Genomic DNA, 22128 nt, shown 5'->3' on the forward strand with positions numbered 1-22128 from the left:
CTCGGAGGAGCGGATCCGGGAGCTGCGCAAGGAGGCCGGCACGGTCTTCCTGGTCAGCCACAACAACAACTCGATCCGCGACACATGCGACCGGGTGCTGTGGATCGAGCAGGGCGAACTGCTGATGGACGGCCCCACCGACGAGGTGGTCCGCGCCTACGAGGACCACGGCGGCCGCTGAACCGGCCGCCGCGGCACCCGGGCGCGGGCGGAGACCTCAGTAGCTGTAGAAGCCGGCGCCGGACTTCCGGCCGAGGCGTCCCGCGTCGACCATGCGCTGCAGGATCGGCGGGGCGGCGTACAGCGGCTCCTTGTACTCGGCGTACATGGAGTCGGCGATCGCCGCGATGGTGTCCAGGCCGATCAGGTCGGAGAGCTTGAGCGGACCCATCGGGTGGGCGCAGCCCATCTCCATGCCGTTGTCGATGTCCTCACGGGTCGCGATGCCCGACTCGAACATCCGGATCGCCGACAGCAGGTACGGCACCAGCAGGGCGTTCACCACGAAGCCCGAGCGGTCCTGCGCGCGGATCGCGTGCTTGTCCAGCACCTCGGTGACCAGGTGCTCGGCGCGCTTGACGGTGTCGCTGGAGGTCGTCAGCGCCGGGATGACCTCGACCAGGCGCTGGACCGGCGCCGGGTTGAAGAAGTGGATGCCGAGCACGTGGTCGGGCCGCGAGGTGGCGACCGCGAGCCGGACCAGCGGGATGGAGGAGGTGTTGGAGGCCAGGATCGCGTCGCGGCGGGTCACCACCTGGTCGAGGACACGGAAGATGTCCGTCTTGACCTGCTCGTTCTCCACCACGGCCTCGATCACCAGATCGCGGTCGGCGAACTCGCCGAGGTCGGTGGTGAAGGTCAGCCGGCCCAGCGCCTCGTCGCGCTCCTTCTCGGTGATCTTGCCGCGCTCCGCGGCCTTGCCGAGCGAGGTGGTGAGCCGGGCACGGCCCAGCTCCAGCGCCTCACCGGTGGTCTCGGCGACCCGGACGTCGAGACCCGCCTTCGCGCACACCTCGGCGATGCCCGAACCCATCTGGCCCGCGCCGACCACTCCGACGCGCTGGATGTCACTCACTCGTCAGCCCCTCGCTGCTCCGCCCCACTACGTCTACCGGACAGACGTTACCGCTGCCCGGACGGGACGGTGCCGGGGGGACCGGGAGCTGCCGGTCCCCCCGGCACCGGGAATCCCGGTGGTGCGGAGCTCAGCCCCTGGCGCAGGTCGTGCCGTTGAGGCGGAAGGCCGCGGGCACCGCCGGTGTCCCCGACGACGAGCCGGTGAAGCCGAACGTGGCGGTCCCGCCGGCGGGCAGTGTCGTCGCCCAGTCCGGCGGGGTGACCGTCACCGCCCTGCCGCTCTGGCCGAACTTCGCGCTCCACAGCGAGGTGATGGTCTCGTCCCCGGCGAAGGACCAGAGAAGCGTCCACCCGTTGAGCGCGGTGCCGCCGGCGTTCGTCACCGTCACCGACGCCTGGAAGCCGCCCGGCCACTGGTTGGTGACCGTGTACGCGACCTGGCAGCCGCCCGCCGGGGGAGGGGTGGTCGGCGGAGTCGTCGGAGGTGTGGTGGGCGGGGTTGTGGGCGGAGTCGTCGGAGGTGTGGTGGGCGGAGTCGTCGGGGGTGTGGTGCCGGTGGAACCGGAACTGTCGCCGTAGACGATCCCGCGGCCGTTGGTGCCGACGTACACCCGCCCGAACATCCGCGGATCACCGGTGATCGCGCCGCCCGTCCAGCCGTACTGGTGGGCGTTGTCGTTGATCCTCGTCCAGCTGGCGCCGGCGTCGGTGGAGCGGTAGATGCCGCGCACCCCGCCGATCTTGGCGCTGCTGTAGAGGGCCTGGTAGCTCGCGCCGGGCGCGGCCTTGCCGAAACCGATGTTGTCGGCCTCCTGCACGGCCGTGACCTTGGTGAACGAGGCGCCGGAATCGGTGGAGTGCCACAGGCCGTAGACGCCGCCGGACGTCCCGCCGGCGAGCCAGATGTCGCCCTCGGCGCCGGGCCGCGCCTTGAAGTGGACGGTGCCCGAGGACGGCAGGCCGGTGGCGGCGGTGGCGGTGAAGCCCGCCCCGCCGTCGGTGCTGACGTAGAACCTGCCGGCCGAGAAGGCGTAGAACTTCCTGGGGTTCACCCGGTCCGCGCCGATCACCGCGCCGGACGGCACACCGCTCGACGCGCTCCACGAACCGCCGAAGCCCACCGAGTAGTCGACGCCGGTGCCGGCCGGGCTCCACAGGAAGCGGCTGCCGTCGGCCGCGGCGGCGACCGTGCCGCCGCCGGTCACCCCGGACGGGTCGGTCCCGGCGAACCAGTCGGCGCCGTCGTCGGTGGAGAAGGCGATGTGGGCGCCGGAGTCGGCGTTGCCCGACCTGACCAGGACCGACGGATCGGCCTCCGCGTAGTCCAGCCCGGTGGAGGTGGTGAAGTCCGGCTGCCGGAACATCATCGCCGGCACCTTGGTCACATCGGTGTGCCGGAACCCGTCGATGTCGCCGAGCGCGCTGAGCAGCGGGGCGCCCGACGGGGGGCTGACCAGCTCGTTGACCGCGGTCTCCTCCAGGCCCTTCACATTGGGCCGGATGGTGATCTTCCCGCCGGGGGTGTCCCAGTCGGTGAGGTCGTTCGTGCCGTAGACGGTCGCGCCGGTGCCGTACCACATGCGGTCGGAGTCGAACGGGTCGATCTCCATCGCCTCGGTCATCCAGCCCAGCTTGGGCGTCTGCTCGGGCGGCGAGGGGTTGGCGCCGAAGGTCAGCCACGGCACCGAGGAGACGTCCATGGTGTAGCGGTCGGAACGGTTCGGGTAACTGGTGTAGTCCCAGGCGCGGGTCCAGGTGGCGCCGCTGTCGGTCGAGCGGAAGATCAGGGTGTCCGGCCACCAGGAGCTGTAGCCGCTGACCATGATCGTGCCCGGGTGCTGCCGGTCGACGGTGAGGCCGGAGTACCCGAAGTAGGTGTCCGCGTCGGCCATGGGACTGATGTCGGTCCAGGTGCCGGTCCTGGTGGCGTACCGCCAGACCTGGCCCTTGGCGCCGTCGTAGGGGCCGCCGGTGTCGCTGGTGGTCGGGTAGAGGTAGCCGTTCACCGCGTCGAGGACGCCCTTGTGGGCGATGTAGCCGGTGGGCTGGCCGGCCAGCCGCGCCCAGGTGGCGCCGCCGTCGGTCGACCGGTAGACGGTGTTGTCCTTGTCGGCGACGCCCACGTACACCGTCTGCGTGGTGCTGCCCCTGGTCCCGGTCGTGGGGTCGAAGGTCACCCAGACGACCCCCTGGTTGTCGCTGTTGTAGCCGCTGGTGTCCGACGGGTCGTCCGCGTAGTTCCCGGGGTTGGGGAACGCGGTGACCTTGGACCAGGTCACGCCCGCGTCGGTGCTGCGCCACAGGCCGTTGCCGCTGGGTGTGCCGAGGTAGAGGACGCTGTCCTTGTTCGGGTCGATCGCCAGCCGCTCGCCCATGCCGCGGCCGGGCATGTTGCCGCCGAGCTTGAACGGCAGGTCGGTGGCCTGCCAGGTGGCGCCGCGGTCGGAGGAGCGGAGCACCGCGCCCGTGCCCGGGTCCCAGCTGTTGGTGTACGTGCCGACGGCGGCGTACACCCTGTCGGGGGCGAGGGCGTCGGTGGCCAGGCTCACCACGCCGGTCCGGCCCCAGTGGTCCCAGTCCACCGCGTCCAGCAGCGGGATCCAGGAGCCGCTGGACTGGTCCCAGCGGTAGGCGCCGCCGATGTCGGTGCGGGCGTAGGCGAGGTTCTTCTCCGACTGGTTGAAGACGATGCCGGGGACGAAGCCGCCCCCGCCGATCTGCACGTTCTTCCAGGTGTAGGACTCGGCCGCGGCCGGGGTGGCGGTTCGCGGCGCCGCCGAGGTCGCGGCGGTGGCCGCGGTGACGGCACCGCCGATCAGGGAGAGGGCCGCGACGAGCGCGGCGAGGGGTCTGCGGAGCATGAGGCGTCCTCGAGGTGGGGGGTGGACGGGGCTGTGCTCGCCACTTATGGGAGCGCTCCCATAAGTGGTCCGATGTTATCGGGGGTTCCGGCGGCCCAAAAGAGGTGCGGCTTCCAGCCCGGTAGCCCGATTCGACCTCCGGGGTGCCCCCGGATGCGCATCCCCGTCCTCCGCCCGGAGGTGGGTTGCCCGCACCCCCTTCGGCTTCCGGGGTTCCCCTTGCGGTGCGTTGCCGACTGCTGCGCCGTCGTGGCCTGTCGCGCTGGGGGCACCTCCCGGACGAAGTCTGGGGGACCTCGCGCCCCTGAATCACGTGCCGTTTGTCCGCACGTTGGGGGCAGTCCGGAAGCGTCTCCTCGGACTTGTGGGTGACCGTTCTCCCGAACGGGCTGGGCGGGGGTGTGCACAAGTCCTTGCGGGGAGCGCTTCCTCCCCACCCCCTTGGTCGTCCATGGGGCCGCCTGGGCAGTACAGCGGTACCCCGGTAACACCCCCTGCGGCCACTTTCACTGCCAGGGGGTGGGGAGGAAGCGCTCCCCGCAGGAATGTGCATCCGCCCGGCCGGCTGAAAGGAAGAACCCGCCATGCACAGTCCGAGGAGACGCTTCCGGACTGCCCCCAACAGACGAACGAACGGCAAGCGATAACAGGGGCGCGGGGAACTGCGCGAACAGCCACGACGGCGCAGCAGTCGGCAACGCACCGCAAGGGGCAGGAGGTGCCCCGAAAGGGGCGCGGGGAACTGCGCGACGAGCCACGACGGCGCCGGGCACGGCAGACGAGTCCCCGGGGCACCCCGGATGCCGGGGCCGGCCTCGGGCCGAGGAAGGGGGAGGAGCTCGGGGCAGCCCGAGGTATAGACCAATCCGCGGTTGCCGCCATGGCCGAATACCTCCATCATCGGCGGATCGTGACGGAAGATCAGGAGGCAACCCATGGACCCGCTTTCGAGACGCTCCTTCACCGCCGTGGCCGCCGGCGCCCTCGCCGCCACCGCGCTGCCCGCAGGCAGTGCCGCCGCGGCCGAGCCCGCCGCCGCGCGGAGCGACACCGCCCCGGCCGGCCCGCCGGCCGGCCACCCCCGCCCGCACCGCCAGATGCGCGGGATGTGGATCGCCACCGTGGCCAACACCAACTGGCCCTCCGCGCCGGGGCTCAGCCCCGACCAGCAGCGCCAGGAACTGCTCGACCTGCTCGACCTGGCCGTCGAACGCCGGTTCAACGCCGTGATGTTCCAGGTGCGGCCCACCGCGGACGCCTTCTGGCCCTCGCCCTACGAGCCGTGGTCGCAGTACCTGACGGGCACGCAGGGGCAGGACCCGGGCTGGGACCCACTGGGCACCGCGGTCCACGAGGCGCACCGGCGTGGCCTGGAGCTGCACGCCTGGTTCAACCCCTACCGCGTCTCCATGTCGACCGACGTCAGCAAGCTGGTGCCGACCCACCCGGCCCGGCTGCACCCGGAGTGGATCGTCCCGTACGGCGGCAAGCTCTACTACAACCCGGGCATCCCGGAGGTCCGGCGCTTCGTGGAGGACGCGATCCTGGACGCCGTCCGCCGCTACCCGCTGGACGCGGTCCACTGGGACGACTACTTCTACCCGTACCCCGTCGCCGGGCAGACCTTCGACGACGACGCGGCCTGGGCCGCGTACGGCGGCGGCTTCACCGACCGCGACGCCTGGCGCCGCGACAACTGCGACCGGCTCGTCCTGGAGACCGCCGTCGGCATCAAGGCGATCCGGCCCACCACGAAGTTCGGCATCAGCCCGTTCGGCGTGTGGCGCAACGCGGCCACCGACCCGGCCGGCTCGGCGACCACGGCGGGCGTGCAGACGTACGACGACCTGCACGCCGACACCCGCAAGTGGGTCAAGGAGGGCTGGCTGGACTACATCTGCCCGCAGGTCTACTGGAACATCGGGTTCGCCGCGGCCGACTACGGCGTGCTGGTGCCCTGGTGGTCCGACGTGGTGAACCACACCCGGGTCCAGCTCTACATCGGCGAGGCCGTCTACAAGGTGGGCGTCGCGGGCCAGCCCGCCGCCTGGCAGGACCCGGCCGAGCTCTCCCGCCACCTCGACTTCGACGCGGACCACCCCCAGGTGCGCGGCAACGTCTGGTACTCGGCGAAGGAGGTCGCGGCCGATCCGCTGGGCGCCATGACCAAGGTCGTGGCCGACCACTACCCGACGCGGGTGCGCACCCCCTGACCCCGCCGCCTCCCCTGCGGCCCGCGGCCGGGGCATCCGGTCGCAGGCCGTAGGGTGAGAGGGCGATGGGTCGATTCAGCACGCCGTGGGGCGCACCGGAGATGAGCCGCTTCCCGGCCGAGCCGCGGGAGCAGCTCCAGGCATGGGACGCGGCCGACAGCTATCTGCTCGGCCACCTCGCGGAGGAGGGCGTCGACCTCTCCGGCGAGGTCGTCGCCGTGGGGGACCGGTGGGGCGCCCTCGTCACCGCGCTCGCCGGCTTCGCGCCGACGCAGATCTCCGACTCCCACCTCGGCCAGCAGGCCACTCTGGCGAACCTGCGGCGCAACGCCCCGGACGCCACCGTGCGGCTGCTGTCGACGCGGGACACCCCGCCGCGGCGGATCGACGTACTGCTGGTCCGCGTGCCCAAGAGCCTGGCGCTGCTGGAGGACCAGCTGCACCGGCTGGCGCCCGCCGTCCACGCGGGCACCGTCGTCGTCGGCGCTGGCATGGTCAGCGAGATCCACACCTCCACGCTGCGGCTGTTCGAGCGGATCATCGGGCCCACCCGCACCTCGCCGGCCGTCCGCAAGGCGCGGCTGATCCTCGCCGCGCCCGACCCGGACCTCAGCCCGGGGCCCAGCCCCTGGCCGCTGCGGTACGCCCTGCCCGACGCCATCGGCCCGCTCTCGGGGCGCACCGTCACCAACCACGCCGGGGTGTTCTGCGCGGACCGCCTCGACATCGGCACCCGGCTGCTGCTGCGGCACCTGCCCGAGCGCCGCGGCCCCGACCGGGTGGTCGACCTCGGCTGCGGCAACGGGATCGTGGGCACCGCGGCGGCACTGGCCAACCCGGACTCCGACGTGCTGTTCGTCGACGAGTCCCACCAGGCGGTGGCGTCGGCCGAGGCCACCTTCCGGGAGAACGCGGACCCCGGCACCAAGGCGGAGTTCCTGGTCGGCGACGCGCTCGCGGCGGTCGCCGCGGACAGTGCCGACCTGGTGCTCAACAACCCGCCGTTCCACTCGCACCGGGCGACCAGCGACAGCACCGCCCGCCGGATGTTCGGCGGTGCGCGCGCGGCCCTGCGGCCGGGCGGCGAGCTGTGGGTGGTGGGCAACCGCCACCTGGGCTACCACGTGCGGCTGCGCCGGCTGTTCGGCGACTGCCAGGTGGTCGCGTCCGACCCGAAGTTCGTCGTCCTGCGGGCCGTCAAGCACTGACCGCGGCCGGCTCCCCGGGCACTGACGGCGGCCGCCCGCGGCCGAGGACCCGCCGTGCCCCGACGTCCGGACGCCACCTCGTACGCGCGCACGCTCCGATGCCGCCCCCGGAACGCCGACCGCCCCGGCCGGGCGTGCTGCCGGCCGGGGCGGTCGCGTGCGGCGCCGGAACGCCGCGGAGGTGGTCAGGCGAGCGAGGCGATTGCCTGGTTGAACGTCGCCGACGGGCGCATCACGGCCGCGGCCTTGGCCGGGTCGGGCTGGTAGTAGCCGCCGATGTCGGCCGGCGAGCCCTGCACGGCGATCAGCTCGTCGACGATCGTCTGCTCGGCCTCGGTCAGCGTCTTCGCCAGCGGCGCGAACGCCTCGGCGAGCTGCGCGTCGTCGGTCTGCCTGGCCAGCTCCTGGGCCCAGTACAGGGCCAGGTAGAAGTGGCTGCCGCGGTTGTCGATCCCGCCCAGCCGGCGGCTCGGCGACTTGTCCTCGTTGAGGAAGGTGCCGGTCGCGCGGTCCAGGGTGTCGGCCAGGACCTGCGCCCGCGCGTTGCCCGTGGTCTGGGCGAGGTGCTCGAAGCTGACCGCCAGCGCCAGGAACTCGCCGAGGCTGTCCCAGCGCAGGTAGTTCTCCTTCACCAGCTGCTGCACGTGCTTGGGGGCGGAGCCGCCCGCGCCCGTCTCGAACAGGCCGCCGCCGTTCATCAGCGGGACGATCGACAGCATCTTGGCGCTGGTGCCCAGCTCCAGGATCGGGAACAGGTCGGTCAGGTAGTCACGCAGCACGTTGCCGGTCACCGAGATGGTGTTCTCGCCGCGGCGGATGCGCTCCAGCGAGAACGCGGTGGCCTCGACCGGCGACATGATCTCGATCTGCAGGCCCTCGGTGTCGTGCTCCGGCAGGTACCGGCGGACCTTGGCGATGAGCTGCGCGTCGTGGGCGCGGTTCTCGTCCAGCCAGAAGACGGCCGGGTCGCCGGTGGCGCGGGCACGGGAGACGGCCAGCTTGACCCAGTCCTGGATCGGCAGGTCCTTGGTCTGGCACATCCGGAAGATGTCGCCGGCGCCGACGACCTGCTCCAGCACGACGGTGCCGGCCTCGTCCACGACGCGGACGGTGCCGGTGACCGGGATCTCGAAGGTCTTGTCGTGGCTGCCGTACTCCTCGGCCTTCTGCGCCATCAGGCCGACGTTGGGCACCGAGCCCATGGTGGCCGGGTCGTAGGCGCCGTGCGCGCGGCAGTCGTCGAGGACGGCCTGGTAGACGCCGGAGTAGCTGCTGTCGGGCAGCACCGCGAGGGTGTCGGCCTCCTCGCCGTCCGGGCCCCACATGTGGCCGGACGTGCGGATCATGGCCGGCATCGACGCGTCGACGATGACGTCGCTGGGCACGTGCAGGTTGGTGATGCCGCGGTCGGAGTCGACCATGGCCAGCGCCGGGCCCTCGGCCAGCTCGGCGTCGATCGACGCCTTGATCGCGGCGCCCTCGGGCAGCGCCTCGATGCCCTTGAGGATGCCGCCGAGGCCGTCGTTCGGCGTCAGGCCGGCGGCGGCGAGCACCGAGCCGTACTCGGAGAAGGTCTTGGGGAAGAACGCCCGGACCACGTGACCGAAGATGATCGGGTCGGAGACCTTCATCATCGTGGCCTTCAGGTGGACGGAGAACAGCACGCCCTCGGCCTTGGCGCGGGCCACCTGGGCGGTCAGGAACTCGCGGAGCGCCGCGACGCGCATCACGGAGGCGTCGACGACCTCGCCGTCGAGGACCTTGACGGACTCGCGCAGCACCGTGGTGCTGCCGTCGTCCCCGGCGAGCTCGATGCGCAGGGAGCCGGCGCCGGGCACGACCGCGGACTTCTCGGTGGAGCGGAAGTCGTCGACGCCCATGGTGGCCACGTTCGTCTTCGAGTCGGCGCTCCAGGCACCCATGCGGTGCGGGTGGGCCTTGGCGTAGTTCTTGACCGCGGCGGCGGCCCGGCGGTCGGAGTTGCCCTCGCGCAGCACCGGGTTCACCGCGCTGCCCTTGACCCGGTCGTAGCGGGCGCGGATCTCGCGCTCCTCGTCGGTCTTCGGGTCGTCCGGGTACTCGGGCAGCGTGTAGCCCTGCTCCTGCAGCTCGGCGATCGCCGCCTTGAGCTGCGGGATCGAGGCCGAGATGTTCGGCAGCTTGATGATGTTCGCCGCCGGCGTCTGCGCGAGCTCACCGAGCTCGGCGAGCGCGTCGTCGATGCGCCGGCTCTCCTGGAGGTACTCGGGGAAGTGGGCGATGATGCGGCCCGCCAGCGAGATGTCACGGGTCTCGACGCCGACCCCGGCCGTCGCGGCATACGCCTGGACCACAGGCAAGAACGAGTACGTCGCCAGGGCCGGGGCCTCGTCGGTGTGGGTATAGATGATGGTCGAGTCAGCCACCGGGTTACTCCGCTCCAGTCTCCAACATTGCTTGATATCAAGATATCCCGACGCGGCCCGCACTGTGACAGCGCCCTGGTCTCCGGGCCGCCGTCGTGGTGGCGGCTGTGCCGGAGCGGCTAGCGTGGCCCGATGCCGATCGAGGACGTGTACCGGGAGCTGGGCGAGAGTGCCTGGTCGTGGGTGCTGGACCGGACAGCCGAGGACGAGGGCCCGTGGCTGCCGGTGACGGTGCCGGAGGGCGCGGCGGACCCGCGGGAGGCCGAGGGGCCGGGGGAGCACCGCGACTCGCTCTACGAGGGGATCGCCGGGCTGGCCCCGGTGCTCGCCGAGATCGCCCGCCACCGGGAGCTCGACGCACGCGAGCAGGCCCTGGCCGGCGGCATCGTGGGCCGGCTGACCGACCGGGCCGCGGCACAGCGCGAGGCCTCGCTGTACGACGGCCTGGCCGGCCACGCCACCGCTCTCAGGCTGCTCGCGCCCGGGGCCGAGAAGGCGGCCCTGCGACGGCTGGCCGAGCTCGCCACCCCCGGGGGCTGGCGGACCACCCTGGAGTTCGAACCGGGTTCCGACGCGCCGCTGACCGACGTCGTCATGGGGTCCGCCGGCGTGGTGATGGCGGCGGTCTGGGCGGGTGGCGAGGACGCGGCGGCGATCGCGGCGACCGGCGGCGAGGCACTGCTGCGGGCGGCCGACCGGACGCAGGCGGGACTGGACTGGGGCATGACGCCCGGCGCGGCGTCACGGCTGCCGAACTACTCGCACGGCACCGCCGGGATCGCGGCCGCCCTGGCCGTCGCGGGCGCGGCACTCGACCGCGGCGACTTCGTCGAGGCCGCGGTCGAGGGGGCCCGGCACGTCCTGTCGCTCGGCTCCCTGGCGGACGGCGGCCTCGCCGTCCCGCACACCGTCCCGCCGTCGCGCCGGGAGGTGGAGCCGGTGACGTACACCTGGTGCCACGGCCCGGCGGGCACCTCGCTGCTGTTCGCGGCGCTGGCGCGGGCCGGGGTGGAGGAGGTGGCCGGACACACCGTCGCCGAGCTGCGGGACCGGTGCCTGACCTCGGTCCTCACCTCGGGGGTGCCGCGGCGGCTGCGTCCCGGCTTCTGGGACAACGACGGCCGCTGCTGCGGCACCGCGGGGGTCGGCGACATCCTGCTGGACGCGGCGCAGGACTGCGGTGTGCCGGAGCGTCGCGAGACGCTGCTGCGGGCGGCGCGCACGATGGCCGACGCCCTCGTCGAGCGGGCGGTCAGGGACGGGGCGGGCGCCCGCTGGCGCTTCGTCGAGCACCGCGCGGACCCGCCGCTGCTGCCACCGGGCACGGGCTGGATGCAGGGCGCGGCGGGTATCGCGGCCTACCTGCTGCGGTTCGCCCGCTGCCTGGAGACCGGCCCGGACGCTCCCGTCGTCGACCGTCCCGACCAGTGGTGGGCCGTCCCGGCCCGGCTCCGCGTCACCGCGTGACCTGGCGGAGCCGCCTGGGGCGGCTCCCCTCCCCGCTTTCCTCTCGCTTCTTCCTCGCCTCGTCACCCGCAAAGGGCTTTGCATAAAAGTGCGGAAGCTCGTATAGTCATGCTGTCGATGCTGAGGAGGACTCGATGGCAGTGCGGGTGGCGGTGGCGGGAGCCAGCGGGTACGCGGGCGGAGAGGCGCTCAGGCTGCTGGCCGGGCACCCGGACGTGGAGATCGGGGCGGTGACCGGCAACTCCAACGCCGGGCAGCCGCTCGTGTCGCTCCAGCCGCACCTGCTGCCGCTGGCCGGGCGGGTGCTCGAGCCGACCACGGCCGAGGTGCTGGCCGGGCACGACGTGGTCTTCCTCGCCCTGCCGCACGGCCAGTCCGCGGCCGTCGCCGAGCAACTGGGGGAGGGCGCCCTCGTCGTCGACATGGGCGCCGACTTCAGGCTCAGGGATGCCGCCGACTGGGAGCGGTTCTACGGCTCGCCGCACGCGGGCACCTGGCCGTACGGGCTGCCGGAACTGCCGGGGGGCCGCGCCGCGCTGGAGGGGTCCAAGCGCGTCGCGGTCCCCGGCTGCTACCCGACGGCCGTCTCGCTCGCCCTGTTCCCGGCCTACGCGGGGGCGCTCGTCGAGAACGAGGCGGTGATCGTCGCCGCCTCCGGCACCTCGGGCGCCGGCAAGGCGGCCAAGCCGCACCTGCTGGGCTCGGAGGTCATGGGCTCGATGAGTCCCTACGGCGTCGGCGGCGGCCACCGGCACACCCCGGAGATGATCCAGAACCTCAGCGCGGCCGCCGGCGAGCCGGTGAGCGTGTCCTTCACGCCGACCCTCGCGCCGATGCCCCGCGGCATCCTGGCGACCTGCTCGGCCAGAGCGCGTCCCGGTGTGACCGCCGCCGACGTCCGCGCCGCCTACGCCAAGGCGTTCGCCGACGAGCCGTTCGTGCACCTGCTGCCCGAGGGGCAGTGGCCCGCCACCGCCTCGGTCTACGGCTCCAACGCCGTCCACGTGCAGGTCGCCCTGGACGAGGCGGCCGGCCGGGTCGTCGCGATCAGCGCCCTGGACAACCTGACCAAGGGCACCGCGGGGGGCGCGGTGCAGAGCATGAACATCGCCCTGGGCCTCCCCGAGACCACGGGACTGCCCCTGACGGGTGTCGCGCCCTGAGCCGCGCGAGCGCGGTGGCGGGAGCACCCGGAGCAACAGGACAAGAAGCGAGGAGGAGTTCAGCGTGAGCGTGACCGCAGCGAAGGGATTCACGGCGGCGGGCATCGCCGCCGGGATCAAGGCGAACGGCAGGCCGGACCTGGCCCTGGTGGTGAACACCGGCCCGAGCCGCGCCGCTGCCGGCGTCTTCACCTCCAACCGCGTCAAGGCAGCGCCGGTCCTGTGGTCGGAACAGGTCGTCAAGGGCGGCGCGGTGACCGCCGTCGTCCTCAACTCCGGCGGCGCCAACGCCTGCACCGGCCCCCAGGGCTTCCAGGACACCCACGCCACCGCCGAGAAGGCCGCCGAGGTGCTCGGCCACAGCGCGGGCGAGGTCGCGGTGGCCTCCACCGGGCTGATCGGCGTGCTGCTGCCGATGGACAAGCTGCTGCCCGGCGTCGAGGCCGCGGCCGCCGAACTGTCCGCGCACGGTGGCGAGAAGGCCGCCGTCGCCATCAAGACCACCGACACCGTGCACAAGACGGCCGTGGCCACCGGCCCCGGCGGCGCCTGGGCCGTCGGCGGCATGGCCAAGGGCGCGGGCATGCTCGCCCCCGGCCTGGCCACCATGCTCGTGGTGCTCACCACCGACGCCGACGTGGACGCCGGCACCCTGGACAAGGCCCTGCGCGACGCCACCCGGCAGACCTTCGACCGGGTCGACTCCGACGGCTGCATGTCCACCAACGACACCGTGCTGCTGCTGGCCTCCGGCGCGTCCGGGACCGTCCCGGAGTACGGCGACTTCGCTGACGCCGTGCGGACCGTGTGCCAGGACCTGGCCCGGCAGCTCATCGGCGACGCCGAGGGCGCGTCCAAGGACATCAAGGTCGAGGTGGTCAACGCCGCGACCGAGGAGGACGCCGTCGAGGTCGGCCGGTCCATCGCCCGCAACAACCTGCTCAAGTGCGCCATCCACGGCGAGGACCCCAACTGGGGCCGGGTGCTGTCCGCCATCGGCACGACCGCCGCCGCCTTCGAGCCCGACCGGCTCAACGTGGCCATCAACGGCGTGTGGGTGTGCCGCGACGGCTCGGTCGGCGACGACCGCGACCTGGTCGACATGCGCTTCCGCGAGGTCACCGTCACCGCCGACCTGGCCGCCGGCGACCGGTCCGCCGTCATCTGGACCAACGACCTGACGGCCGACTACGTCCACGAGAACAGCGCGTACAGCTCATGACGACCCCCGCACCCCGGCCCGGGGTGACCCCGCGCAAGCACACCGCGCTGCCCAAGGCCCAGGTCCTCGTCGAGGCGCTGCCCTGGCTGACCCGGCACCACGGCAAGACGGTGGTCATCAAGTTCGGCGGCAACGCCATGGTGGACGACGCGCTGAAGGCCGCGTTCGCCCAGGACGTGGTGTTCCTGCGGCACGCCGGGCTGCGGCCCGTCGTGGTGCACGGCGGCGGCCCGCAGATCAGCGCCCAGCTCGACCGGCACGGCCTGGTCAGCGAGTTCAAGGCGGGCCTGCGGGTGACCACGCCCGAGGCGATGGACGTCGTGCGGATGGTGCTGGCCGGACAGGTGCAGCGCGAGCTGGTCGGCCTGCTCAACCAGCACGGCCCGCTGGCCGTCGGCCTCACCGGCGAGGACGCCCACACCATCACCGCCGTCAAGCACTACCCGCGGATCGACGGCGAACCGGTGGACATCGGCCGGGTCGGTGAGATCACCGCCATCGACACCGGCGCGATCGAGGCGCTGCTGGAGGACGGCCGCATCCCGGTCGTCTCCTCCATCGCCCGCGCCGAGGACGACGGCCACATCTACAACGTCAACGCCGACACCGCGGCCGCCGCGCTGGCCGCCGCCCTCGGCGCCGAGACCCTCATGGTGCTCACCGACGTCGAGGGCCTCTACGAGGACTGGCCGAACAGCGACGACGTGATCAGCCGGCTGACCGCCACCGAACTGGAGAAGCTGCTGCCCGAGCTCTCCAGCGGCATGGCGCCGAAGATGGAGGGCTGCCTGCACGCCGTGCGCAACGGCGTGCACACCGCCCGCGTCATCGACGGCCGGGTCCAGCACTCGATCCTGCTGGAGATCTTCACCGACGAGGGCATCGGCACGATGGTCGTGCCGGACGACACCACCGGGCCCGGCGCCGCCGGGACCGCGGTACGGACAGGGGGAGTGGCATGACCGGCAACCAGGAGCTGACCCGGCGGTGGCAGGGGTCGCTGATGGACAACTACGGCACGCCCCGGATCCCGCTGGTCCGCGGAGAGGGCGCCACCCTCTGGGACGCCGACGGCCGGTCCTACACCGACTTCGTCGGCGGGATCGCGGTCAACGCGCTCGGCACCGGCCACCCGGCGGTCGTCGCGGCCGTGTCCCGGCAGATCTCTCAGCTCGGGCACGTCTCCAACCTCTTCGTCGCCGAACCCCCGGTCGCCCTCGCCGAGAAGCTGCTGCAGCTCAGCGGACGGTCCGGCCGGGTCTTCTTCGCCAACTCCGGCGCGGAGGCCAACGAGGCCGCGTTCAAGATCGGCCGGCTCACCGGCCGCACCGGCATGGTCGCCACCGAAGGCGGCTTCCACGGGCGCACCATGGGCTCGCTCGCGCTCACCGGCCAGCCGAAGAAGCGCGACCCCTTCCAGCCGCTGCCCGGCGACGTCACCCACGTCCCGTACGGCGACACCGACGCGCTGCGCGCCGCGGTCACCACCGACACCGCGCTGGTGATCCTCGAACCCATCCAGGGCGAGAACGGCGTCGTGGTGCCGCCCGCCGGATATCTGCGGGCCGCCCGGGAGATCACCGCGGCCACCGGCACCCTGCTGGTGCTGGACGAGGTGCAGACCGGCATCGGCAGGACCGGGCACTGGTTCGAGTGCCAGGCCCAGGGGGTGGAGCCCGACATCATCACGCTGGCCAAGGGCCTGGGCGGCGGGCTGCCGATCGGCGCCGCCCTCGCCTTCGGCCCTGCCGCGGACCTGCTCACGCCCGGCGCCCACGGCACGACCTTCGGCGGCAACCCGGTCGCGTGCGCCGCCGCGCTCGCCGTGCTGGAGACGATCGCCGCCGAGGGCGTGCTGGACAACGTCAAGCGGCAGGGCGAGAAACTGCGGGAGGGCATCGAGGCCCTGCAACACCCCCTGGTCGATCATGTGCGCGGTGCGGGCCTGCTGATCGGTATGGTGCTCACCGAGCCGCTCGCCGCACAGATCCAGCAAGCGGCTCAGGATGCCGGTTTCCTGGTGAACGCGGCCGTGCCGGGCACGGTGCGGCTCGCCCCTCCGCTCATCGTCGGCGACGAGCAGACGGACGCGTACCTCCGGGCGCTGCCCGGCGTTCTCGACCACGTGTACCAGGAGTACCGGGCGTCCCGGGAGTCAGACGGAGAATGACGCGACGATGAGCGAGGCGCAGGCACACGGCAGCGGACAGGCCGTTCCCCAGACCCGTACGGCACGGCACCGCAGGATCGTGGACATCCTGGGCCGGCTGCCGGTCCGCTCCCAGAGCCAGCTCGCCAAGCTGCTCGCCGACGACGGGCTGAGCGTCACCCAGGCGACGCTCAGCCGCGACCTCGACGAGCTCGGTGCGGTCAAGATCCGCACCAACGACGGCGAGCTGATCTACGCCGTGCCCTCGGAGGGCGGTTTCCGCACCCCGCAGGCGCCGCTGGGCGAGTCGGTGAAGGAGGAGCGGATGCGCCGGCTGGCCGGCGAACTGCTCATCTCCGCCGAGGCGTCGGCGAACCTCGTGGTGGTGCGGACCCCGCCGGGCGCCGCGCAGTTCCTCGCCTCCGCCATCGACGCGGCCGAGGTCTACGACATCCTCGGCACGATTGCCGGCGACGACACCGTGGTACTCATCAGCCGCGACCCCGCGGGCGGCGCCAAGCTCGCGGACCACCTGCTGCGCCTCGCCCAGGGCGAGGGGTAGCCCCGGGCGCGGACCTGCCGCGCCCAGCCCCACCGACTGACCTCTGTGCGCCGCAGGAAACCCACGCTGACCTGCTGCGTTGACGAGTCATACAGAGCAGTGCATACTTATACCAGTCAGCGTATGCATCGTAAGGAGAGACCCGTGACCGAGCGCGTCGTACTCGCCTACTCAGGCGGTCTTGACACCTCCGTCGCCATCGGCTGGATCGCCGAGGAGACCGGCGCCGACGTCATCGCCGTGGCGGTCGACGTCGGCCAGGGCGGCGAGGACCTGGACGTCATCCGCAAGCGCGCGCTCGCCTGCGGTGCCGTCGAAGCCGAGGTCGCGGACGCCAGGGACGAGTTCGCCCAGGAGTACTGCCTGCCGGCGATCCAGGCCAACGCGCTCTACATGGACCGCTACCCGCTGGTCTCGGCGCTCTCCCGGCCCGCCATCGTCAAGCACCTGGTGGCGGCGGCCCAGAAGCACGGCGCCGACACCGTCGCCCACGGCTGCACCGGCAAGGGCAACGACCAGGTGCGGTTCGAGGCCGGCATCTCCTCGCTGGCGCCCGGCCTGAAGTGCATCGCGCCGGTCCGGGACTACGCCATGACCCGCGACAAGGCCATCGCCTTCTGCGAGGAGAAGAACCTCCCGATCGCGACCACCAAGAAGTCCCCGTACTCCATCGACCAGAACGTCTTCGGGCGGGCCGTCGAGACCGGGTTCCTGGAGGACATCTGGAACGCGCCGATCGAGGAGGTCTACGAGTACACGCAGAACCCCGCCACCCCGCGGGACCCGGACGAGGTCGTCATCACCTTCGACAAGGGCGTCCCGGTCGCCATCGACGGCACGCCGGTCACCCCGCTGGAGGCCATCCAGCAGATGAACCTGCGGGCCGGCGCCCAGGGCATCGGCCGGATCGACATGGTCGAGGACCGGCTGGTCGGCATCAAGTCCCGGGAGATCTACGAGGCCCCCGGCGCGATCGCCCTGATCACCGCGCACCAGGAGCTGGAGAGCGTCACCGTCGAGCGTGAACTCGCCCGGTTCAAGCGGCAGGTGGAGCAGCGCTGGGGCGAGCTGGTCTACGACGGCCTGTGGTTCTCGCCGCTCAAGCGGGCGCTCGACGGCTTCATCGCCGAGGCCAACCAGCACGTCTCCGGTGAGATCCGGATGGTCCTGCACGGCGGCCGGGCGGTCGTCAACGGCCGGAAGTCCGCCACCTCGCTGTACGACTTCAACCTGGCCACCTACGACACCGGCGACACCTTCGACCAGTCGCTGTCCAAGGGCTTCATCGAGATCTTCGGCATGTCCAGCAAGATCGCGGCCAAGCGGGACCTCGCGCAGTGAGCGGCGCCGAGGGGAGCGCGCCGGAGGCCGGCGGCGGCAAGCTGTGGGGCGGCCGGTTCGCCGACGGCCCCTCCGCCGCCCTGGAGCGGCTCTCCGCGTCGGTGCACTTCGACCACCGGCTCGCCCCCTACGACATCGCCGGGTCGCGGGCGCACGCCCGGGTGCTGCACGCCGCGGGCCTGCTCACCACCGACGAACTGCAGCGGATGACCGCGGGTCTGGACCGGCTGGAGGCCGACGTCGCGGCCGGCGCGTTCACCATGACGGTGGCCGACGAGGACGTGCACACCGCGCTGGAGCGCGGACTGGTCGAGCGGATCGGCCCCGAGCTCGGCGGCAAGCTGCGGGCCGGCCGGTCCCGCAACGACCAGATCGCCACGCTCTTCCGGATGTACCTGCGCGACCACGCCCGGATCGTCGGCGGCCTGATCGCCGACCTCCAGGATGCGCTGGTGGGCCTCGCCGAGGCCCACCCGGACACCGCGATGCCCGGCCGCACCCACCTTCAGCACGCCCAGCCGGTGCTCTTCGCGCACCACGTGCTGGCCCATGTGCAGGCGCTGTCCCGCGACGCGGAACGGCTGCGGCAGTGGGACGAGCGGACCGCCGTGTCCCCCTACGGCTCCGGTGCGCTGGCCGGTTCCTCGCTCGGCCTGGACCCCGAGGCCGTGGCCCGGGACCTGGGATTCGAGCACGGCAGCGTGGCCAACTCCATCGACGGCACCGCCTCACGCGACTTCGCGGCCGAGTTCGCCTTCGTCACCGCCATGATCGGCGTCAACCTCTCGCGGATCGCCGAGGAGGTGATCCTGTGGAACACGAAGGAGTTCTCCTTCGTGACGCTGCACGACGCCTTCTCCACCGGTTCGTCGATCATGCCGCAGAAGAAGAACCCGGACATCGCGGAGCTCGCCCGCGGCAAGTCCGGGCGGCTGATCGGCAACCTCACCGGGCTGCTGGCCACCCTCAAGGCGCTGCCGCTGGCCTACAACCGGGACCTGCAGGAGGACAAGGAGCCGGTCTTCGACTCCTGCGACCAGCTCGAGGTCCTGCTGCCGGCGCTCACCGGGATGATGGCCACCCTGACGGTCCACCGCGAGCGGATGGAGGAGCTGGCCCCGGCCGGGTTCTCGCTCGCCACCGACATCGCCGAGTGGCTGGTCCGGCAGGGCGTGCCCTTCCGGGTCGCGCACGAGGTCGCCGGTGCGTGCGTCAAGGTCTGCGAGGCCGAGGGCATCGAGCTGGACCAGCTGACGGACGAGCAGTTCGCCGCGATCTCGCCGCACCTGACCCCGGAGGTGCGTGGCGTGCTCAGCGTCCCGGGGGCGCTCGCGTCCCGCAGCGGACGCGGCGGGACCGCGCCGAGCGCCGTGGCGGTCCAGCTGGCCGAGGTCAGGGAGAACCTGGCGGCCCAGCACGCGTGGGCCGACGCCAAGCGGGCGTAGGCGGACGGTACCGACACCGACGAGGGGCGGGCCCGGTGATCCGGGCCCGCCCCTCGTTCGTCGTGGTGCGGGAAAGGCGTGCGGGGCGCGGGCCCCGCGGCGTCCCCCGGGCTCAGGCGGCCTTCGCCTTGGTGGCGTAGATGTCCACGTACTCCTGGCCGGACAGGTTCATCACGTGGCTCATCACCTCGTCGGTGACGGCCCGCAGCACGTAGCGGTCGCGGTCCATGCCGTCGTAGCGGGAGAAGTCCAGCGGGCGGCCGAAGCGGATGGTGACCGGCGCGATGCGGGGCATGCCCTTGCCGCCCGGCTGCACCTTGTCGGTGCCGACCATGGCGAACGGCACCACGGGCGCGCCCGTCATCAGGGTCAGGCGCGCGATGCCGGTCCGGCCGCGGTACAGCCGGCCGTCGGGGGAGCGGGTGCCCTCGGGGTAGATGCCGAAGATCTTGCCCTCCTCCAGCACCCGGCGTCCGGTCATCAGCGCGGCGACGCCGCCGTGCCCGCCGTCCCGGTCGACCGGGATCATGCCGCAGGTGGTGAAGAACCACGCCATCAGCCGGCCCTTGACGCCCTTGCCGGTCACGTACTCGTCCTTGCCGATGAAGTACACCTGCCGCTCGACCACCAGCGACAGGAACATCGAGTCGATGAACGTCACATGGTTGCCGGCCAGGATCACCGGGCCGTCACCCGGAATGCGCTCCAGGCCCTCGACCGCGGGGCGGAACAGCACGCGCATCAGCACACCGAGAATCACCTTGAGCACGCTGCGGGACAAGCGGGACAACGGACCCTCCGGTCAGGTCGGTCATGGTCGACGGGGCGCAGGGCCGACCCTACCGGCCCGTACGCAAGGACGATACTTCCGCATCCGGAACTCGCGCACGCCGGGTTCATCCGCCCGCAGCACACTCTTGACACGGGTGACGCAAGCGGTGGGGCCGTGGCAGCCCCGCGACCGAGCGGCCACACCTTCAGGTGAAAGACGGGGCGGAGAACCGGTGAACAGGGCCGCGCGCGGCGACCGCCGGGAGCGGCCGCCGCGTGGCGGCCGGTATGCACATCCCCATGCACCTCCGCACCGACCACCCGCACGACGAGCGCGGCTCCTACGCCCGGCTGCGGCCGCTGCTGGCCGCCGAGGCCGCCGCCGCGGCCGCGGAGCTGCCCGGCCGCGTCGAGGCCGCCGACCTCGAACAGGCCGTCTGGCTGCGGCTGCTGGAGCGGCCGGCGCCGCCCGTCGAACCCGGCGGCTGGATCCGGCGGGCGGTGCGCGCCGAGGCGAGAGCCGCCGCCGGCACCACCCGCCACCAGCACCCCTACGCCGACTTCGGGCTCGACGACGCCGGCGGTCCGGCGGCCCGCGGCGCCCGCGGCGTGGAGGACCTGGTGATCGCCGCCGACCAGCGCCGCCGGGTGCGGGCCGCGGTGCGCCGGCTGCCCGGCCGGTGCCCGGAGGTCGTGACGGCCCTGATGTCCCGTTCCGACCCCACTTACCGGGAAATCTCCCGGGAGTTGGGAATCTCACAGGGCAGTCTCGGGCCGCTGCGCTCGCGGTGTCTCGGCTGTCTCCGAACGATCCTGGATTCGAGGGTTGGATCCCCGTCGGGGCGGGGTAATGCACGGTAAACAGTCAGCGGCAGCGGGCACCCTTGGCACGCTGGGACGGGACTGAGACGGGCCTCGCGGTGCGGTGCCCGGCCGGAGGGTTTGTGCGATCATCGGCGCCACGGAGGCGGCGCACATCCGCACCAACTCCGCTCAGGCACTCGTTCCGGGCGCACACCACCCTCAACTGCCCGGACGCATTCGAAGGGGAGGCCTGCGCCCATGGGCATGAGCGTGACCATCTCTACGGCGGACCACAGTGACGCCGAGAAGATCCTGAAACTCCAGTACCTCTGCTACCAGGGCGAGGCGGAGTTGTACGGCGACTACACCATCGAGCCGCTCACCCAGACCCTCGACGACCTGCGCGCCGAACTCGCGCAGTCCGTCGTGCTGGTCGCGCGCCTGGGCGAGGAGGTCGTCGGCTCCGTGCGCGGGGCCGTCGACATGGACGGGACCGCCCGTATCGGCAAGCTGATCGTGCACCCGCGGCTGCAGCGGCACGGCCTCGGCGGCCGCCTGCTGTCGGCCCTGGAGGTACGGCTGGCCGACGAGGCGGAGGCCAAGCGGTACCGGCTGTTCACCGGGCACCGCAGCGAGGTCAACCTGCGGATGTACCGCAAGCTCGGCTACGCGCAGGTCGGCGTCGCCGAGCCGGTCACGCGCCGGCTGAGCCTGGTCCACATGGAGAAGGACGTGCCGACCACCACGTACGCCGCGAGCGCCTGAACCGGCGCCCGTCACCGTCGGGTCCGTCACCGTCAGGCCCCGCCGCCCGGAGTCCGCTCCGGCCGGCGGGGCCTGACGCTGTGCGTCCGCGGGGGAGCGGGAGCTAGCTCTGCTCCCCGGCGGTGGCCTGCCGCGGAACCGCGGCCTCGCGCGCCTCGCGTCCGGCCCGCCGCAGCCACAGCAGACCCGTGACGGGCAGTGCCAGCGGGATCAGCAGGTAGTCCACGCCGTAGTACGACCACACCGTCGAGTCGGCGAACGCCGAGGAGTCGACCACCGTCATCGTGCCGACGGCCAGCACGCCCAGCAGTTCGACGGAGCAGCACACCAGCGCGACCCGGCGGGCCGACTCACCGCCCTTGGACAGCGCGACGAGGATCACCGCGTAGACCACGCCGGCCACCGCGGAGAGCGTGTAGGCCAGCGGCGCGTGGTGGAACTTCATGCTGATCTGCACGATCGAGCGGGACAGCGCGGCGACCGTGAAGACGCCGTACAGCCACAGCAGCAGCCGTCCCGGGCCGGTGCCGATGCCGGCAGCCCGGGCCGCCTGCGCCTCTCCGGGCTTCGTCCCCACGCCGGTACCGGCTGTGGTCGGGTCCGCGGTCACGTCCGTCTCCTCCGTGCTCTCACCGGTCTCGCTGCCCTCAGCCATGCCCGGCCCCCCAGATCTGG

General features: G+C 72.5%; 17 protein-coding genes and 1 pseudogene. 13 read left to right on the top strand and 5 right to left on the bottom strand.

Annotation, left to right across the window (positions count from 1 at the left end; all coding sequences use genetic code 11):
• Positions 1–181: pseudogene (locus K7862_RS35170) on the top strand (ABC transporter ATP-binding protein); the annotation flags it as partial.
• A 36-nt stretch (positions 182–217) separates the two neighbouring features.
• On the opposite strand, the gene K7862_RS35175 reads toward K7862_RS35170, so the two are convergent.
• Entirely contained in the window at positions 218–1075 is an 858-nt protein-coding gene (locus K7862_RS35175) for a 3-hydroxybutyryl-CoA dehydrogenase (RefSeq protein WP_222969480.1), read from the bottom strand.
• A 130-nt stretch (positions 1076–1205) separates the two neighbouring features.
• Positions 1206–3938, bottom strand: coding sequence for a cellulose binding domain-containing protein (locus K7862_RS35180; protein ID WP_222969482.1), 2733 nt, complete (start codon positions 3936–3938; stop codon positions 1206–1208).
• 935 nt (positions 3939–4873) lie between these two features.
• On the opposite strand from K7862_RS35180, the gene K7862_RS35185 reads away from it, so the two are divergent.
• Complete coding sequence (locus K7862_RS35185; RefSeq protein ID WP_222969484.1) at positions 4874–6151, top strand: glycoside hydrolase family 10-like protein; 1278 nt, start codon at positions 4874–4876, stop codon at positions 6149–6151.
• A gap of 65 nt (positions 6152–6216) precedes the next feature.
• Positions 6217–7359, top strand: a complete 1143-nt coding sequence (locus K7862_RS35190; protein WP_222969486.1) for a methyltransferase — start codon at positions 6217–6219, stop codon at positions 7357–7359.
• A 185-nt stretch (positions 7360–7544) separates the two neighbouring features.
• Here the strand turns inward: K7862_RS35190 and K7862_RS35195 are convergent, their stop codons facing one another.
• Positions 7545–9764 (bottom strand): NADP-dependent isocitrate dehydrogenase, encoded by a 2220-nt coding sequence (locus tag K7862_RS35195; protein WP_222969488.1) that lies wholly within the window; start codon positions 9762–9764, stop codon positions 7545–7547.
• Positions 9765–9896: 132 nt separating this feature from the next.
• Here K7862_RS35195 and K7862_RS35200 point away from each other — a divergent pair, with 132 nt between their 5' ends.
• From K7862_RS35200 to argH, 8 genes are all read left to right on the top strand, one after another.
• Entirely contained in the window at positions 9897–11231 is a 1335-nt protein-coding gene (locus K7862_RS35200; protein WP_262414286.1) for a lanthionine synthetase LanC family protein, read from the top strand.
• 134 nt (positions 11232–11365) lie between these two features.
• Positions 11366–12394: an N-acetyl-gamma-glutamyl-phosphate reductase gene (gene argC / locus K7862_RS35205; RefSeq protein WP_222969490.1), complete on the top strand. Its 1029-nt coding sequence runs from the start codon at positions 11366–11368 to the stop codon at positions 12392–12394.
• Between the two features lie 64 nt (positions 12395–12458).
• Positions 12459–13616, top strand: a complete 1158-nt coding sequence (gene argJ / locus K7862_RS35210) for a bifunctional glutamate N-acetyltransferase/amino-acid acetyltransferase ArgJ (RefSeq protein WP_222969491.1) — start codon at positions 12459–12461, stop codon at positions 13614–13616.
• Positions 13613–14578, top strand: a complete 966-nt coding sequence (argB, locus tag K7862_RS35215; protein ID WP_222969493.1) for an acetylglutamate kinase — start codon at positions 13613–13615, stop codon at positions 14576–14578. Before argJ ends, argB begins: the two co-directional genes overlap by 4 nt.
• Positions 14575–15786, top strand: coding sequence for an acetylornithine transaminase (locus K7862_RS35220; protein WP_222969495.1), 1212 nt, complete (start codon positions 14575–14577; stop codon positions 15784–15786). Before argB ends, K7862_RS35220 begins: the two co-directional genes overlap by 4 nt.
• Positions 15787–15793: 7 nt before the next feature.
• Positions 15794–16327: an arginine repressor gene (locus K7862_RS35225; RefSeq protein ID WP_222969497.1), complete on the top strand. Its 534-nt coding sequence runs from the start codon at positions 15794–15796 to the stop codon at positions 16325–16327.
• Between the two features lie 144 nt (positions 16328–16471).
• Entirely contained in the window at positions 16472–17668 is a 1197-nt protein-coding gene (locus tag K7862_RS35230; RefSeq protein WP_222969499.1) for an argininosuccinate synthase, read from the top strand.
• Complete coding sequence (gene argH, locus K7862_RS35235) at positions 17665–19113, top strand: argininosuccinate lyase (protein ID WP_222969501.1); 1449 nt, start codon at positions 17665–17667, stop codon at positions 19111–19113. Before K7862_RS35230 ends, argH begins: the two co-directional genes overlap by 4 nt.
• A gap of 112 nt (positions 19114–19225) precedes the next feature.
• Here argH and K7862_RS35240 read toward each other — a convergent pair whose 3' ends face one another.
• On the bottom strand, positions 19226–19894 hold the full coding sequence (locus K7862_RS35240) for a lysophospholipid acyltransferase family protein (RefSeq protein WP_222969509.1): 669 nt from the start codon (positions 19892–19894) through the stop codon (positions 19226–19228).
• A 290-nt stretch (positions 19895–20184) separates the two neighbouring features.
• Between K7862_RS35240 and K7862_RS35245 the strand changes: the two genes are divergently transcribed.
• Together K7862_RS35245 and K7862_RS35250 are read left to right on the top strand one after the other, a co-directional pair.
• Positions 20185–20745 carry an RNA polymerase sigma factor gene (locus K7862_RS35245; protein WP_222969503.1) on the top strand — a complete coding sequence of 187 codons (561 nt, stop codon included), beginning with the start codon at positions 20185–20187 and terminating at the stop codon, positions 20743–20745.
• A gap of 201 nt (positions 20746–20946) precedes the next feature.
• On the top strand, positions 20947–21453 hold the full coding sequence (locus K7862_RS35250) for a GNAT family N-acetyltransferase (protein ID WP_222969505.1): 507 nt from the start codon (positions 20947–20949) through the stop codon (positions 21451–21453).
• Positions 21454–21556: 103 nt separating this feature from the next.
• On the opposite strand, the gene K7862_RS35255 is transcribed toward K7862_RS35250, so the two are convergent.
• The gene (locus K7862_RS35255; protein ID WP_262414289.1) at positions 21557–22108 is read right to left on the bottom strand and encodes a hypothetical protein; all 552 of its coding nucleotides are present in this window, start codon (positions 22106–22108) and stop codon (positions 21557–21559) included.
• Between the last annotated feature and the right edge of the window lie 20 nt (positions 22109–22128).

The organism is Actinacidiphila acidipaludis (assembly GCF_019890725.1).
GTDB lineage: Bacteria > Actinomycetota > Actinomycetes > Streptomycetales > Streptomycetaceae > Actinacidiphila > Actinacidiphila acidipaludis.